Here is a 16,382-nt window from a genome sequence, read left to right on the forward strand (position 1 = left end):
GCATGCCCGACGCCACCGCCGAGCGTATAGCACGCGTATTCGATTTGCGGGGGTGGTGGACCACCTTCACCCGAACGTGTGGCGGAGCTAGGGTCGACCTCATGATTGATCATGTGCGCGACCTGGCGTCTGTACGTGACGCGACCGATCGGCTGCTCACCGCAGCCGCCGAACTGGACAACGCCGCCGTGGCCGAGCCGTCACGGCTTCCCGGCTGGAGCCGTGGGCATGTGCTCGCTCACCTGGCCCGCAACGCGGACGCTCTGGCGAACGTTCTGGAGGGGCGTCCCATGTACGCCTCCGCGAGCACCCGGGACGCCGACATCGAGCGCGACGCGCCGCGCCCCCTGGACGTACAGCTGGCGGACCTGCGCGAGAGCGCGGCCCGTTTCGGGGAGACGGGAGCCGCCCCCGCGGACTGGTCCCGCACGGTCGAGCTGCGCAACGGGGTCACGGACTCCGCGGCGCGGGTGCCGTTCCGGCGGTGGGTCGAGGTCGACCTGCACCACGTGGATCTGGGGATCGGATACGAGCTCGAGGATCTGCCGGAGGAGTTCGTCACCCGGGAGATCGACTTCCTCGCGGAGCGGTTCGGCGGCCACAAGGACGTGCCCTCCACCGGGCTCGACGCCGGTGGCGGCCAGGTGTGGACCACCGGCGGGGGCGCCGAGGGCGGACCGGTCGCGGTCCGGGGCTCGGCCGCCGATCTGCTCGGCTGGCTCTGCGGCCGCCGCGACGGCACCGGTCTGGCGGTTCGCGGCGGCCCGCTTCCGGCCCTCCCGCCGCTATAGGCTGGCCGTCATGACGTACAGCGGAGCGGTGACGGTCGGCGGCCCTGCCGACGTGCACGAACTGCAGAACCTGATGATCTCCAAGGTCGCGGTCGGTCCGATGAACAACAACGCGTATCTGCTGCGCTGCCGGGCCACCGACGAACAGCTCCTGATCGACGCGGCGAACGACGCCTCGACGCTGCTCACCCTGATCGGTGACGACGGCATCGCGTCCGTCGTGACCACGCATCAGCACGGTGACCACTGGCAGGCGCTCGCCGAGGTCGTGGCCGCGACGGGCGCGCGCACCTACGCGGGCCGGGACGACGCCCCCGGCATCCCGGTACCGACCGACGTCCCACTCCAGGACGGCGACACGGTCAAGGTGGGGAACGTGGAGCTCACCGCGCGCCATCTGGTCGGGCACACACCGGGATCGATCGCCCTCGTCTACGACGACCCGCACGGTCACCCTCACGTGTTCACGGGCGACTGCCTCTTCCCCGGCGGGGTGGGCAACACGCGCAAGGACCCGGAGGCCTTCGCCAGCCTCATCCACGACGTCGAGACGAGGATCTTCGACGTGCTGCCGGACGAGACATGGGTCTACCCCGGCCACGGCGACGACACGACGCTGGGCGCCGAGCGCCCGCATCTGCCGGAGTGGCACGCGCGAGGGTGGTGAAATTGGCGCCGGGCAGCGCGCGGGCGTGACCCCTCGCGTACGCCCGGCGCGCGGCAAGAACTCGCACCCGGTGTGAACCAACTGCACACGCCGGGGGACGCACGCGCTCCCCCCGATCCGGTACTGGTGCAGTCCACTGGAACCGGTCCCGCCCAGGATGACGGTTCCGGGCGGCAGGGGGGCCGCCGGCCTGTCGATCCCCGCCCTCGGCCGACGGCCCCGACAGCGTTGGCGGCCCTGGCAGTTCGCAACTCCGCAGCTCCGGCGGAACCCCTCCCCCTGTCCGCGGCTGATGAGTCCGAGTCGCGTGCCTGGACCCTTCGCGTCCAGGGTGTTCACAGGACTGCAACACACGTTCCCACCATGCGGACAATTACCGCCGTGACCTGGACAAAGAGCATGGTTCGCTGTCACTCTCCCGCCATGCATCTCGCCCAACACGCCCTGCGTCGTGCCGCGTCCGCCGGCACTGTCGCCCTGCTCGCCCTCGCCGTGGGTTGTGCCCCGCAGCCGGAGGAGAAGGCGTCCGGCAAGCCGTCCGGAAGCACCGCCGAGACCTGCGCCAAGGGCTCGTTGAGCACGCAGACCTCGGGCAAGCTCACCATCGCGACCGACGAGCCCGCGTACGAGCCGTGGTTCAAGGACGACAAGCCCGCCAACGGCAAGGGCTTCGAGTCGGCGGTGGCGTACTCCGTGGCGCGGCAGCTCGGCTACGCCGAGGGTGATGTCGTCTGGCAGAGCATTCCCTTCAACAAGGCCTTCGCGCCCGGTGCGAAGACCTTCGACTTCGACATCAACCAGGTGTCGATCAGCGCCGAGCGCAAGAAGGCCGTGGACTTCTCGTCCGGCTACTACGACGTGCGCCAGGCCGTCATCGCGCTGGAGGGCTCCAAGGCCGCGAAGGCGAAGAGCCTCGCGGACCTCAAGGGCCTGAAGCTGGGCGCCCAGGTCGGCACCACCAGCCTGAACTACATCGACGACGTGGTGAAGCCGGCCCGGCAGCCCGCCGCGTACGCGAAGAACGACCAGGCCAAGTCGGCGCTGAAGAACGGCCAGGTGGACGCCATCGTCACCGATCTGCCGACCGCCTTCTACATCACGGCCGCCGAGGTGACCGACGCGAGGATCGTCGGACAGTTCGAGAACCAGGGTGGTACGCCCGAGCAGTTCGGGCTCGTCCTCGACAAGGGCAGCGCGCTGACCTCCTGCGTGACGAAGGCCGTGGACGCCCTGCGCGCGGACGGCACGCTCGCGAAGATCGAGAAGGAGTGGCTGTCCGAGGCCGTCGACGCCCCGGTGCTCAAGTGACCGAGATGAAGGAGGAGTCGGGAGAGGACACCGCCGAGGGCGACATGCCCGGCGAGGGCGGAGCGTACGTCCCCTCGCTGCGGAGGATCGAGCGCGAGCGCCATCGGCGCGCCCGCGCCCGCCGTTCGGCGGCCGTCGCCGCGCTCTCCACGCTCGTCACGGCCGTGGTGCTGTACCTCGTCGTCGTCGACGCGCCGGGCTGGCCGCGCACGAAGGAGACGTTCTTCGACGCGTCGTTCGCGCGTGAGGCCTTCCCGAAGGTCCTCGAAGGCCTCTGGCTGAACCTCCGGTTGTTCGTCGTGTGCGGTGTCGTGGTGCTGGTGCTCGGCACGCTGATAGCCGTGGCGCGCACCCTGCGGGGCCCGATGTACTGGCCGGTGCGCGCCCTCGCCACGGCGTACACGGACTTCTTCCGCGGTCTGCCGCTGATCATCTGTCTGTCGATCGTCGTGTTCGGCGTTCCGGCGCTCCAGTTGCAGGGCGTCACCAACGACCCCGTCCTGCTCGGCGGCACGGGCCTGGTGCTGACCTACTCGGCGTACGTAGCCGAAGTCGTCCGCGCCGGCATCGAATCCGTCCATCCCTCACAACGGGCCGCGGCACGTTCGCTGGGCCTCACCACGCGACAGACCCTGCGCCATGTGGTGCTGCCGCAAGCCGTCCGCCGTCAGGTGCCCCCGCTCCTCAACGACATGGTGTCCCTGCAGAAGGACACCAGCCTCGTCTCCATCGGCGGCGCGGTGGAGGCGATGCGCTCCGCGGACATCATCGTGGGCCGCAGCCTCAACTACACGGCGTACATCGTCGCGGCGCTGCTCTTCGTGGCCCTGACCATCCCCATGACGCGCTTCACCGACTGGGTCACCGCCCGTACGGACCGGCGCCGCAGCCAGGGAGGCACCGCATGAGCAAGACCCCCGTCCCCGGCGGTCCGATGTTGCGGATGGAGTCCGTCCGCAAGACCTTCGGCGACTCGGTCGTGCTGCGGGACGTCGATCTGGAGGTCGCCCCGCACACAGTGACCGCGCTGATCGGCGCCTCCGGGTCCGGCAAGTCCACGCTGCTGCGCTGCGCCAACCTCCTGGAGGAGATCGACGACGGCGCGATCTGGCTGGACGGCGAGGAGATCACCGACCCGCGGGCCGATCAGGACGCGGTGCGCCGGCGGATCGGCGTCGTCTTCCAGGCGTACAACCTCTTTCCGCACATGACCGTGCTGGAGAACATCACCCTCGCCCCGCGGCGGGTGCACGGCGTGAGCCGCGCGGAGGCCGAGGAACACGCGCGTGAACTGCTCGAACGGCTCGGGCTCGGCGCCAAGGCGGACGAGTATCCGGACCGGTTGAGCGGTGGCCAGCAGCAACGGGCCGCGATCGTCCGCGCCTTGGCCGTACGCCCCAAGCTGCTCCTCCTGGACGAGATCACCGCCGCCCTGGACCCCGAACTCGTAGGCGAGGTCCTCAACGTCGTCCGTGACGTGAAAGAGGACGGCATGACCATGGTCCTGGCCACGCACGAGATGGGCTTCGCCCGCGAGGTCGCGGACCAGGTCTGCTTCCTGGACGGCGGCGTGATCCTTGAGCGCGGCACGGCCGAGCAGGTCTTCGGCGACCCGCAGCAGGAGCGCACGCGACGCTTCCTCAAGCGGATCGTGGCGGCAGGGCGCCTCTGACCTCAGGCGTCCGCGGCCTCGGGCGGACGCCTCCCCACGACGGTCAGGTGTCCGCGCGCCCCGTCCCCGCGAGCGCAGCCACCCGCTCCACCGCGAACGCGTAGCCCTGCACGCCACAGCCCGCGATGACCCCGTCGGCACGCAGCGACACATACGAGTGGTGCCGGAACTCCTCGCGCCGGTGGATGTTGGAGATGTGGACTTCCACCACCGGCAGTCCGTCACAGGTGTTGAGCGCATCGAGGATGGCGACGGAGGTGTGCGAGTAGGCCGCCGGGTTGATCACGATCCCGGCGTGGTTCTGGCGGGCCTCGTGGATCCAGTCCACCAGCTCGCCCTCGTGGTTGGACTGCCGGAAGTCCACCGTGCCACCGTGCGCTGCCGCCGCCTTGGCGCACAGCGCCTCGACGTCCGCGAGCGTGTCGGAGCCGTAGATCTCCGGCTGCCGCTGCCCGAGGAGGTTCAGGTTGGGCCCGTTGAGAATCATGATCGGGGCGTTGGCGAGGGTGCGGGGCACGGTTCCTCCGGTCCTTCGGGTCTGCCGGCCCGTCAAGGACCGCTGCTCGGACCCGGTTTATCACGATGCACCGAAAGGGTGACGGCTCGTACCCTGTCGCCATGACGACGCCGGCGTACCCTCCCAAGCCCGTACCCGGCGACCGCGTAGCCGTGATCTCGCCGTCCAGCGGGCTGCCCGGCCTCTTCCCGCTCCCGTACGAACTGGGCCTGGAGCGGCTGCAGGAGGAGTTCGGCCTGGAACCGGTCGAGTACCCGACGACCCGGAAGATGGGTTCGACTCCGCGGGAACGGGCCGACGACATCCACGCCGCGTTCGCCGATCCGACCGTCAAGGCGGTCGTCGCGTCCATCGGGGGCGACGACCAGATCACCGTGCTGCCGCTGCTGGACCGCGAGTTGATCCGCGCGAACCCGAAACCGTTCTTCGGGTACAGCGACAACACGAACCTCCTCGTCCACCTGTGGAACGCCGGGATCGTCGGCTATCACGGCGCGACGGTCATGTGCGAGCTCGGCCGGCCGGGTGCCATGGACCCGCTGACCGCGGAGTCGCTGCGGGCCGCCCTGTTCACGTCCGGGCCGTACGAACTGCGTCCCGCCGACCGGTTCCGCGATGTCGACCTGCCCTGGGACGCGCCGGAGAACCTTCTCGCCGAGCCGCGGACCGAACCGGGCACCGGCTGGACCTGGCTCCGCCCGGACCGGGTGGCCGAGGGCCGCTCCTGGGGCGGCAACATCGAGATCCTGTCGTGGCTGCTGATGGCCGACCGCGAGATCGCCCGCGATCCTTCCGTGTACGACGGTCACGTGCTGTTCCTGGAGACCTCGGAGGACATGCCCGGCGCGGACGACGTCTTCCGGATCCTGCGCAGCATGGGCGAGCGCGGCCTGCTGGGCCGCTTCCCGGCACTCCTCATGGGCCGCCCGAAGACGTGGTCGTTCGAGCGGCCCCTTGAACCGGAAGCCAGGGCCCGTTACGCGCACGATCAGCGCGAAGCAGTCCTCCGGGCCATCGACATATATGCCCCGGACATGATGGTCGTCTTCGATGTGGACCTCGGTCACACCGATCCGCAGATCGTCATCCCCTATGGAGGGGCTGTCCGCGTCGACGGCCCGGCCCGGCGCATCACCGTCACCTACTGACGCACACCGCACTCCCGCGCGCCCCCGTAACTGGCGGTCACTGTGGGTAGTTGATCCGGCATGCACGACGTACGCACCGTAAGGGCACCCTCCATGCTGCGGCTCGCGGCCGCCTCGCTCGCCGGGACGGCCATCGAGTTCTACGACTTCTTCGTCTACGGGACCGCGGCCGCGCTGGTTCTCGGCCCCCTGTTCTTCCCGACCTTCTCGCCCCTGGCGGGGACACTGGCGGCCTTCGGGACGTTCGGCGTCGGTTTCCTCGCCCGTCCGCTCGGCTCGGTGCTGTTCGGGCACATCGGGGACCGGCGCGGGCGGCGGCCGGTTCTGCTGGCCTCGCTGCTGCTGACCGGCGCGGCCACCGTCGCCGTCGGCTGTCTTCCGACGTACGACCGCATCGGCGCCGCCGCTCCCGTGCTTCTTCTGGTGCTGCGTTTTCTGCAGGGGCTCGGACTCGGCGGCGAATGGGGAGGTGCCGTGCTGCTGACGGTCGAGCACGCGCCCGCCGAACGGCGCGGGCTGTGGTCGAGCTTCCCCCAGATCGGTCCGTCCCTCGGATTCGTGCTGGCCAATGGCGTGATGCTGGCGCTCTCGGCGACGCTGTCCGACGCGCAGTTCGCGCAGTGGGGGTGGCGGGTGCCCTTCTGGGCGGCGGGTGTGCTCGCGGCGGCAGGGCTGTGGCTGCGCGGTTCGCTCGAGGAGAGCCCGCGGTTCCTGGAAATGGGGGACCACGCGCGCGTGCCGCTCGCCGAGGTGGTGCGCGACCACTGGCGGCTCGTCCTGCTGACGGCCGGCGGACTCGCCGTCGGATACGCCGTGTTCTACGCGGTGACGACCTGGGCGCTCGCCTACGGCGTCGAACGGCTCGGCGTGAGCCGCACCGTCATGCTGACCTGCATCATGGCCGCCGTGGTGGTGCAGGGAGCCCTGACACCCTTGGTGGCCCTGCTGGGAGATCGCTACGGACGGCGGCCGCTGTGCATGGCGGGGTGCGCGGGCGCCTCGCTGTGGATGTTCCCGATGATCGGGCTGCTGTCGACCGGCGAACCGCTGCTGATGTTCCTCGGCTTCCTGGTGGCACTCATCGCGTTCGTCACCATGTTCGCGGTGATCGCCGCGTATCTGCCGGAGCTGTACGAGCCGCGCGTGCGCTGCACGGGCGCGGCCGTCGGATACAACCTGGGCGGGGTTCTCGGGGGCGCGCTCACCCCGGTCGTGGCGACGGCGGTGGCGAGCGGGGAGCGCGTGCCGTGGGGCGTGGCCGCCTATCTGACGGGGATCGCGCTGCTGAGCCTCGGGTGCTTCGCACTGCTGCCGGAGACCCGGCCGGTGCCCCGGCTGACGGTCGTACCCGTCGCCGAGTGACTGCTGGTCAGGGGTTGACGGCCAGCTCCAGGTAGGCGGCGAACACGACCAGATGGACACCTCCCTGGAGCGGAGTGGCCCGCCCAGGAACGACCGTCAGGGAGCTCACCACCACGGTCAGCGCGAGCAGAACCATCTCGGTGGCGCCCAGACCGAGCACGAGTGGTCCGGAGAGCCAGAGTGACGCCAGGGCGACGGCGGGGATGGTCAGTCCGATGCTGGCCATCGCGGAGCCGAGGGCGAGATTCAGGCTGGTCTGCACCCGGTCGCGGCGGGCGGACCGCAGGGCCGCGATGGTCTCGGGGAGCAGCACGAGCAGCGCGATGATCACACCGACCACGGAATGCGGCATGCCGGCCGCCTCGACCCCGGACTCGATGGTGGGCGACACACCCTTGGCGAGGCCGACCACGCCGACCAGGGCGAGGCCGAGAAGTCCCAGGCTGATTCCGGCCTCACGGGCGGACGGGGCGTCGGCGTGGTCGTCCACGTCGATGACCTGGCCCTGTCGGGTGATCGGCAGGAAGTAGTCACGGTGTCGCACGGTCTGGGTCGTCACGAACAGGGCGTACAGGACCAGGGAGGCGACCGCGGCGAAGGTGAGCTGGGCGGTGGAGAACTCCCGGCCCGGCTTGCTGGTGGTGAAGGTGGGGAAGACGAGGCTGAGTGTGGCCAGCGTGGCGACGGTGGCCAGGGCGGCTCCGGTGCCTTCCGCGTTGAAGACAGCCAGCCCGTGGCGCAGTGAGGCGACGAGCAGACACAGGCCGACGATCCCGTTGCAGGTGATCATCACGGCCGCGAACACCGTGTCGCGGGCCAGTGTCGAACTCTTGGCGCCGCCGTCCGCCATCAGGGTGACGATGAGCGCGACTTCGATGATCGTGACCGCGACGGCGAGGACCAGCGATCCGAAGGGTTCACCCACCCGGTGGGCGACCACCTCGGCGTGATGCACCGCGGCGAGCACGGATCCCGCGAGGACCAGCGTCACCAGTGCGACAACCGCTGCGGGCAGGTCGCGCCCCCAGGTGAACACGAGCAGCACCACCGCGATCGCGGGCACCACGGCGGTCCACCGCCTCGCGAGCGACCTGAGCGGAACGATCATGCCGCGATCGTCGCAGTCGCAGGCGTGCCCCGCACCCCGGCGGCGCGGGGCACGCTCCAAAAGAACCGCGGCGGACGAGCCCGTCCCCGGGAGTGGACCGCTACTTCAGCTCGGTCATCTCCTGGACGTCGCAGTCCGTGAAGGACGGCGGCCTGGTGCACAGCGCCGCCAGCTGCTCCGCCATCTTTCCCGTCTCCGGGTCGCCGCTGTTGCGCATGGCGTCCTCATAGGACTCGAACTCGATCAGTACGAGGTAGCGGTTGGGCGTGTTGCGGTCCTTCAGGACGAGCCGGTGGGTGGGGCCGCCCTCGCGGCCGGCGTTGCGCTGTTCCGCCTCCTGGACGAGCCGACGCATCTCGTCCATCCGCTCGGACTCGATGTCGATGATCTGCACGAACTTCATGGATTCCTCCACCCGGCCCGGGCGCTCCCGGACGGGAGACGCTCGGGATCCAAGCAAGCACCGGGAGCGGTGGTCGGCAATTCGCCACGCACCGCTCCCGGGGTGGTTGTCGCTACGTTCGACGTGGTCAGACGTCGATGCTTTCCTTCGGAGCGCTCTCGGCCCGCTCGCGCGCCGCCTGCCTTCTTGTGGCGGTCAGGCTGGTGATCGTGGTGACCACGAGGACCGCGCAGATCACGCCGAGCGAGACCGGGATGGATATCTCGGGAACATGGACGCCGGACTCGTGCAGCGCGTGCAGGACGAGCTTGATGCCGATGAATCCGAGGATGACCGACAAGCCGTAGCTGAGGTGGACCAGTTTCTTGAGCAGGCCGCCGATGAGGAAGTACAGCTGTCGCAGACCCATCAGCGCGAAGGCGTTGGCCGTGAAGACGATGTACGGGTCCTGGGTCAGGCCGAAGATCGCGGGGATCGAGTCGAGGGCGAAGAGCACGTCGGTGGTGCCGATCGCCAACATCACGACCAGCATCGGCGTCATGACGCGCTTGCCGTTCCGGCGGATCCACAGTTTGGTTCCGTGATAGCGGTCGGCCACGCCGAACCGCCGCTCGGCGGCCTTGAGCAGCCTGTTCTCCTCGAACTCCTCCTCGTCCTCGTCGGCCCTGGCCTCCTGGATCAGCTTCCAGGCGGTGTAGATGAGGAACGCGCCGAAGATGTAGAAGACCCAGGCGAAGTTCGCGATGATCGCGGCGCCGGCGGCGATGAATATCGCGCGCAGGACGAGGGCTATCAGGACGCCCACGAGGAGTACGCGCTGCTGGTACTTCGAGGGCACCGCGAACTTCGCCATGATCAGGACGAAAACGAAGAGGTTGTCGACGCTCAGCGACTTCTCGGTGATGAAGCCGGCGAAGAACTCTCCGGCCGGCTCTCCGCCGGCGAAGAGGAACAGTCCGAGTCCGAACAGCCCGGCGAGGGCGATCCAGACGACGGTCCAGACTCCGGCTTCCTTGATCGATACGTCGTGCGGCTTGCGGCCGATGAAGAAGTCGACCGCGATCAGTGCGGCCAGCCCCACGATGGTCAGGACCCACAGGGTCAGGGAAACATCCACTGCGCCTCCGGCAGTTCGTAACGGCAGATTTCAGCGTCGTCGCGCTACCGGAGGTCTCTTCCACCCGCGGCTGCCGGGGCGCTGGGTGCGCCCGGGAGCCTGCGGGCCGACGTCCCGGGATCAGGCTCGATCCGTATTGACGGGTGCGTCGCAGCAGGTAGGGAGTACTCCCCTCCGTATGGAAAAAGAGTACCCGAATCACCAAGGAAAGGTAAAGGGATTAGTAAAAGAAAGGCCAAGTTACCTGGTCAGGGCACTTTACGGACGCTTGGCAAAGCGGCTTGACCTCTGAGGTCCGGGGGTCCGGAGGGGGCAGGGTCAGCGGTTCCACGACCGGCGGGCCGCCGCCACCTGCGCGAGGACCTGATGGAGCACCTGGCTGTTCGCGGGAACGAGCGAGGGCTCATAGGTCCACGCATGTCCGACCCACGGGTCGGCGAGATGGTCGTCGGGAACCGGCGTGATCCGCAGCAGCGACCGCCAGAGGGGGTCGAGCAGTGGTCCGTACGCGGCCGCGTCCTCCCGGTCGGCCACCATCATCAGATGGACGCCGACGGCCGGCCCCTCGTCCGCCAGGTAGCGGAGCTGGGTCACGGCGCGATCGTCGAAGCCGTGCGGGAAGTCGTTGACGATCAGAAGCTGTTCGGCGGTGTCGAGACCGGGCGGCAGCGAGTCGGCCGCTCCCCCGCGCAACGCCATCTGCACCAGGTCGACGCGCTGGGTGAGACGGGTCAGTACGTCCGCCACGCCCGCGGCACCCGCGGCCGGGGGGCTGCCGAGCACCCCGGACTGTGTCAGAGGCGCCAGGGACGAGGCTCCGGCGCCGGCCGGATCGATGACATGCACGGTGATCTCGCCCGCGGGATACACGGCGAGCAGCCGGGCGGCGTGCGCCACGGCGGTGTCCATGGCGAGGCGGCGCACTTGGTCGGAGTCTGCGAGCGTGCCCTCCAGGGAGGCGCGACCGCTGTCGATCCACAGGCCGCGCTCCAGTGGCAGGCGCACCAGCATCGGAATGCTCAGGTTCTCGCTCTCGGGCAGACGGAGGTCGCCGAGCCGCAGCGCCATGGGGATTTCCATGGGCGCGCGGTAGCCGTGCCAGACCGGGTTGTCCCAGCGCGCGTAGGCCATCGGCAGCGCCGGCTCCACGACCTCGGCCTCGGCCGTGAGCTGGGCGAGGTCCCGGTCGAGGACGGCCCGGGCCTGGTCGACCAGGTGCATGTGTTTGGCGCGGGCGGCCTCGCGCGCGGCGTCGCCCTGCCCGCCGATCCGGCTGCGCGGGTCGGACAGGACGTGGTCGAGCTCCTTCTCCATGCGCGAGTCGGCGAAGTCGACGGCGCTGCGGTACGCGGCAACGGTCCGGGCCAGGTCCTCGAACATTCCCCACACCTGGTTGTACAGGCGCTCCTCCATGGACCAGCCGGTCGCGTCTCCAGCGACGGGCTGGGCGGGCTGTCCGGGCTGGGCCGGCGGAGCGGTCGGTGGGGGCGGCGGCGGGGCTGCGGTCTGCCGACCGGGGTGGCTGTAGTCGACCGTGCCACCGGCGGTGGGCGACGACGGCTGGGCGACCGAGGAGGGGTCGGGTTGCGTGGAACCCCCCGGACGGCCGGTCTGCGGAGCTGCGGCTCCCTGTGGACCGGGCCTGTCGTACGGGGACTGCTGCGGCGTCACGAGCCCGGGGGTGCCCTGCGGTCCAGGTCCGGCGTACGGCTGGTCCGGTCCCGGCGCCGAGGCGGCCGCCTGTCGCGACCGGTCCGCGTCCGGGGTGCGCGGCGGGGGCGCCGCCACCGACCGCGCGAGGCCCTGGGCCACCGCTTCGTTGATACTGCCCGCGAGTTGCCGGGCCTCAGGAAGCCCCTGGTCGGTGAGGAGTTCGGCGAGGCCGCCCGTGTAGCCCTGGCCGACCGCGCGGACCTTCCAGACGCCCTGCCTGCGGTAGAGCTCCAGGGCCACGACGGCGGACTCGGCGTCCAGGCCGGTGAGCGTGTAGCTGGCCACCTCGGAACCGTCGAGGCCGGTGACCGCGACGAAAGGGGCGGCGACGGCGCCGAACCGGACCGGGCCGCCGACCCCGATGGGCAGCGCGAGCAGCACGCTGACCCGGTGCACGGTCGGCGGCAGGGCGTCAAGGTCGAAGGCCAGGCGATGATCGGCCGCCGCCTGTTTGGAGACCTCGAGCCCGGGAAGCGTGGGCGCGCCCGGGTGGGCCACCCACTCGACGCCCCGGACCCTGCCCTGCTCGTCGCTGAGCGTGGCCCCTGCCACGATCGGCTTCCCGGCCGAGACACGGACCTCGAGACGGACCTGGGGGAGCGGGTGGTTCTGCCCCCTGACCAGCTCGGCCGTCATCGTCTTGTCCCCTTATGTCGCTGTGTGCGTGTGCGCCGGCCGCCTACAGGTGCGGCAGGATCGCGGGCATCAGGTCCTGGAACGTGCGGCCGTTGGCCGGAGTGCCGAGGGCCGTCATCTGCCAGCCGGTTCCGGAGCGGTGCACCTTCGCCATGATCTGGGCCGTGTACTGGCCGCCGCCGGCCAGCGTGTAGCGGGCGAGTTCCTGGCCGTTGGTCTCGTCGACCAGACGGCAGAACGCGTTCTGCACTTCCTGGAAGGTCTGGCCCGTGAAGGAGTTCACGGTGAAGACGATCTGGTCGATGTGGACCGGGATGCGCTGCAGGTCGACGAGGATGGCCTCGTCGTCGCCGCCTTGGCCCACGCCGCCGACGAGGTTGTCACCGGTGTGCCGCACCGAGCCGTCGTCGCTGACGAGGTGACGGAAGAACACCACGTCGACGGGCTGCTTGTCGGCGAACAGCACGGCGGAGGCGTCGAGGTCGATCTCCCGGGTGCGCGAGCCGAACAGGCCGCGCCGGGGGGCCGCCTGCCAGCCGAGTCCCATACGGACCGCGGTCAGCGTGCCTCCGTCGTTCTTCTGCAGACTGATGGCCTGGCCCTTGGTCATGTTGACCGTCACGCGCTGTTCCCCTCTCGAACTGTCCCCTGTTGCCGCGGAGTCCGCGGATGAGCAGAACCCTACGCAGCGGCACTGACAGCGCCGAACCCTGGGGCAGACTTTGTGTCGGTCTTGCAACACACCGCGCGTCGGCCGAGGCCCGGGCGCCACCGGCGTGACCGTCAGGCGATTCCCGCCTCCTTCATCTGCCGCAGCTCCTTCTTCATCTCGGACACCTCGTCGCGCAGCCGGGCCGCGATCTCGAACTGGAGGTCGGCCGCCGCGGCGCGCATCCGTTCCGTCATCTCCTCGATCTGCTGGGCGAGTTCGGCAGCGGGACGATCGGTCGGGACGGCGTCCTTGCCCTTGGCGGACTTGGCGGCCCGGGTCGCCTTGCCGCCCAGCGCGGGGACGGGGGCCTTGGCGCCCTTGCCGTCCTTCGTCTTGCGGTAGCCGGAGCCGAGCAGTTGCTCGGTGTCGACGTCCTCGCGGGCGATCTGCGCCACGATGTCGTTGATCTTCTTGCGGAGGGGCTGCGGGTCGATGCCCCTCTCCTTGTTGTAGGCGATCTGCTTCTCCCGGCGCCGGTTGGTCTCCTCGATGGCCTTCTCCATCGCCGGGGTGATCTTGTCGGCGTACATGTGGACCTGGCCGGAGACATTGCGCGCCGCGCGGCCGATGGTCTGGATCAGGGACGTTCCCGAGCGCAGGAAGCCTTCCTTGTCGGCGTCGAGGATCGCCACCAGGGAGACCTCGGGAAGGTCGAGGCCCTCGCGCAGCAGGTTGATGCCCACCAGGACGTCGAACTCGCCGGCGCGCAGTTCGCGCAGCAGCTCCACGCGGCGCAGGGTGTCGACGTCGCTGTGCAGGTAGCGGACCTGGATGCCAAGTTCGAGGAAGTAGTCGGTGAGGTCCTCGGCCATCTTCTTGGTGAGCGTGGTGACCAGGACGCGCTCGTCCTTCTCGGTGCGCTGCCGGATCTCGTGCACCAGGTCGTCGATCTGGCCCTCGGTGGACTTGACGACGACCTGCGGGTCGATGAGGCCGGTAGGACGGATGATCTGCTCGACAAAGCCGTCCGAGCGGGAAAGCTCGTACTTCCCCGGGGTCGCCGAGAGATAGACGGTCTGGTCGATGCGCTTCTGGAACTCCTCCCATTTCAGGGGGCGGTTGTCCAGGGCTGAGGGCAGCCGGAAGCCGTGGTCGACAAGGGTGCGCTTGCGGGAGGCGTCACCCTCGTACATGGCGCCGATCTGCGGAACGGTGACGTGCGACTCGTCGATGACGAGCAGGAAGTCGTCCGGGAAGTAGTCGATCAGCGTGTTCGGCGGGGAACCGGGTTCACGGCCGTCGAAGTGCATCGAGTAGTTCTCGACACCGGAGCAGGAGCCGATCTGGCGGAGCATCTCGATGTCGTACGTCGTCCGCATGCGCAGCCGCTGGGCCTCCAGGAGCTTGCTCTGCTTCTCCAGCTCGGCGAGGCGTTCCCCCAGTTCCTTCTCGATGTCGTTGACGGCGCGCTCCATGCGTTCGGGACCCGCCACGTAGTGGGACGCCGGGAAGACGTAGATCTGGTTGTCGTCGCTGATGACCTCACCGGTCAGCGGGTGCAGCGTGGACAGGGCCTCGATCTCGTCGCCGAACATCTCGATGCGGACGGCGAGCTCCTCGTAGACCGGGAAGATCTCGATGGTGTCGCCCCGGACCCGGAAGGTGCCGCGCGCGAAGGCCACGTCGTTGCGCGTGTACTGGATGTCGACGAAGCGGCGCAGCAGGTCGTCGCGGTCGATCTCGTCGCCGACCTTGAGGCTGACCATCCGGTCCACGTACTCCTGCGGAGTGCCGAGGCCGTAGATGCAGGAGACCGAGGCGACCACGACGACGTCACGGCGGGTCAGCAGCGAGTTGGTCGCGGAGTGGCGCAGGCGCTCCACCTCCTCGTTGATCGAGGAGTCCTTCTCGATGTAGGTGTCCGACTGCGGGACGTAGGCCTCGGGCTGGTAGTAGTCGTAGTACGAGACGAAGTACTCGACCGCGTTGTTCGGCAGCAGCTCTCGGAACTCGTTGGCCAGCTGGGCGGCCAGCGTCTTGTTCGGTGCCATGACGAGCGTGGGGCGCTGGAGCTTCTCGATCATCCACGCGGTGGTCGCGGACTTGCCGGTGCCGGTCGCACCCAGCAGGACGACATCCTTCTCACCTGCCCGGATGCGCTTCTCCAGGTCGGCGATGGCCGTGGGCTGGTCACCGCCCGGCTGGAAGGAGCTGACGACCTCGAAGGGCGCCACCGAACGTTCGATCTTGGATACGGGCCGCATGGAATCCACCGTACGACCCCGCACTGACAACCGGGCCCGATCACCTGCTCTGCGGAGCGCGGGAGCGGCGGTACGCGCGCTCCGGCACTCGGCGGACGGCCGGGCGACGGCCGACGTGCACGGCGACGGGATGGGCCGGGATGCCCGGTCGCCTGATCTCCGCGGGACGCCGTTCGGGCCGGCCCATGACCATCTGCGGATCGAACATCATGACGACGCCCGCCAGACACAGGAAGGCCAGGGGGCCGATCATCATGGGCGCGAGCAGCGCCGCCGCCGAGTCCCCGGCAGGGGCCGCGCCGGTCGAACCGTGCAGATGGACGCTGAGCGCGGCCATGCCCGTGTAGTGCATACCGCTGACGGCCAGCCCCATGACGAGGCTCGCACCCACGCTCCAGAGGAATCCACGCACCTGTCCCGCGGCCCAGAGGGCGGCGGTGGCGGCCACGACGGCTATGACGACCGAGGCCGAGACCGTGAGGGTGTTGTACGCGAGCTTCCCGTTGAGCCGCATCCCGGCCATGCCCAGGTAGTGCATCGAGGCGATGCCCAGGCCGGTGACGGTCCCTCCGGTGAAGAGCGCCGTCCCGGTGGCGCCCTGATAGCCGACGATGAAGATCCCGGCGCCGACCATCAGGACGGCGACGCCCAGACTCGCGAACGTCGTCGGCTTGTCGTAGTGGACGGGGGTCTGCTCGACCGTGAATCCCATCATCGCGATGAAGTGCATCGTCCATATGCCGGACGCGATCGCGAACGAGCCGAGGGCGAGCCACCCGGCGCGCCAGGAACCGGCGACGAGCAGGGATCTGGTGGTGCAGCGAAGCCCCAGCGCTCCGCCCAGACAGGCCATGAAATACGCCACCAGCGGTGTGACGAGTCCATAGGTGAAGCCGTCGACCGTGCCCTGCATACGCGGCTGCCTTTCCCGCCCTGTTACTCCTGGAACTGCCCGGAACACCCCCGCCCTCCGGACCGCCGGAGCGGACCGGGTTGAGGCGAGAGTATGACCCCCACCGGAATG

The 16,382-nt window shown here is 69.5% G+C and carries 15 protein-coding genes; 7 read left to right on the forward strand and 8 right to left on the reverse strand.

Annotated features, from left to right (window positions below; translation table 11 throughout):
• Positions 1–101: 101 nt before the first annotated feature.
• The 5 genes from N4G66_RS08665 to N4G66_RS08685 all read left to right on the forward strand — a co-directional run bounded on the left by N4G66_RS08665 (position 102) and on the right by N4G66_RS08685 (position 4,438).
• Complete coding sequence (locus N4G66_RS08665; RefSeq protein WP_261703400.1) at positions 102–791, forward strand: maleylpyruvate isomerase family mycothiol-dependent enzyme; 690 nt, start codon at positions 102–104, stop codon at positions 789–791.
• Between the two features lie 10 nt (positions 792–801).
• A complete protein-coding gene (locus N4G66_RS08670; RefSeq protein WP_261703401.1) occupies positions 802–1,458 on the forward strand; it encodes an MBL fold metallo-hydrolase in 657 nt (218 codons plus the stop codon).
• Between the two features lie 423 nt (positions 1,459–1,881).
• A complete protein-coding gene (locus tag N4G66_RS08675; protein ID WP_261703402.1) occupies positions 1,882–2,766 on the forward strand; it encodes an ABC transporter substrate-binding protein in 885 nt (294 codons plus the stop codon).
• Positions 2,763–3,674 carry an amino acid ABC transporter permease gene (locus N4G66_RS08680; RefSeq protein WP_261703403.1) on the forward strand — a complete coding sequence of 304 codons (912 nt, stop codon included), beginning with the start codon at positions 2,763–2,765 and terminating at the stop codon, positions 3,672–3,674. Before N4G66_RS08675 ends, N4G66_RS08680 begins: the two co-directional genes overlap by 4 nt.
• Positions 3,671–4,438, forward strand: coding sequence for an amino acid ABC transporter ATP-binding protein (locus tag N4G66_RS08685; protein WP_315903621.1), 768 nt, complete (start codon positions 3,671–3,673; stop codon positions 4,436–4,438). Before N4G66_RS08680 ends, N4G66_RS08685 begins: the two co-directional genes overlap by 4 nt.
• Before the next feature lie 43 nt (positions 4,439–4,481).
• Here the strand turns inward: N4G66_RS08685 and aroQ are convergent, their stop codons facing one another.
• Positions 4,482–4,955: a type II 3-dehydroquinate dehydratase gene (aroQ, locus tag N4G66_RS08690; protein WP_261703404.1), complete on the reverse strand. Its 474-nt coding sequence runs from the start codon at positions 4,953–4,955 to the stop codon at positions 4,482–4,484.
• A gap of 101 nt (positions 4,956–5,056) precedes the next feature.
• Here aroQ and N4G66_RS08695 point away from each other — a divergent pair, with 101 nt between their 5' ends.
• Complete coding sequence (locus N4G66_RS08695) at positions 5,057–6,103, forward strand: S66 family peptidase (RefSeq protein WP_261703405.1); 1,047 nt, start codon at positions 5,057–5,059, stop codon at positions 6,101–6,103.
• 60 nt (positions 6,104–6,163) lie between these two features.
• Positions 6,164–7,465, forward strand: coding sequence for an MFS transporter (locus N4G66_RS08700; RefSeq protein WP_261703406.1), 1,302 nt, complete (start codon positions 6,164–6,166; stop codon positions 7,463–7,465).
• 7 nt (positions 7,466–7,472) lie between these two features.
• Here N4G66_RS08700 and N4G66_RS08705 read toward each other — a convergent pair whose 3' ends face one another.
• The 7 genes from N4G66_RS08705 to N4G66_RS08735 form a co-directional block, all read right to left on the reverse strand.
• On the reverse strand, positions 7,473–8,573 hold the full coding sequence (locus N4G66_RS08705; RefSeq protein WP_261703407.1) for a calcium:proton antiporter: 1,101 nt from the start codon (positions 8,571–8,573) through the stop codon (positions 7,473–7,475).
• Between the two features lie 100 nt (positions 8,574–8,673).
• On the reverse strand, positions 8,674–8,976 hold the full coding sequence (locus N4G66_RS08710) for a hypothetical protein (RefSeq protein WP_261703408.1): 303 nt from the start codon (positions 8,974–8,976) through the stop codon (positions 8,674–8,676).
• A gap of 127 nt (positions 8,977–9,103) precedes the next feature.
• Positions 9,104–10,093, reverse strand: a complete 990-nt coding sequence (locus tag N4G66_RS08715; protein ID WP_261703409.1) for a TerC/Alx family metal homeostasis membrane protein — start codon at positions 10,091–10,093, stop codon at positions 9,104–9,106.
• A 318-nt stretch (positions 10,094–10,411) separates the two neighbouring features.
• Complete coding sequence (locus tag N4G66_RS08720) at positions 10,412–12,442, reverse strand: TerD family protein (RefSeq protein ID WP_261703410.1); 2,031 nt, start codon at positions 12,440–12,442, stop codon at positions 10,412–10,414.
• 43 nt (positions 12,443–12,485) lie between these two features.
• On the reverse strand, positions 12,486–13,064 hold the full coding sequence (locus N4G66_RS08725; protein ID WP_261703411.1) for a TerD family protein: 579 nt from the start codon (positions 13,062–13,064) through the stop codon (positions 12,486–12,488).
• Between the two features lie 161 nt (positions 13,065–13,225).
• Positions 13,226–15,358, reverse strand: a complete 2,133-nt coding sequence (uvrB, locus tag N4G66_RS08730; protein WP_261703412.1) for an excinuclease ABC subunit UvrB — start codon at positions 15,356–15,358, stop codon at positions 13,226–13,228.
• 40 nt (positions 15,359–15,398) lie between these two features.
• A complete protein-coding gene (locus N4G66_RS08735) occupies positions 15,399–16,271 on the reverse strand; it encodes an MHYT domain-containing protein (RefSeq protein WP_261703413.1) in 873 nt (290 codons plus the stop codon).
• Positions 16,272–16,382: the final 111 nt, after the last annotated feature.

Origin of the sequence: Streptomyces rhizosphaerihabitans (genome assembly GCF_025399795.1) — a bacterium.
Classification (GTDB): domain Bacteria; phylum Actinomycetota; class Actinomycetes; order Streptomycetales; family Streptomycetaceae; genus Streptomyces; species Streptomyces rhizosphaerihabitans.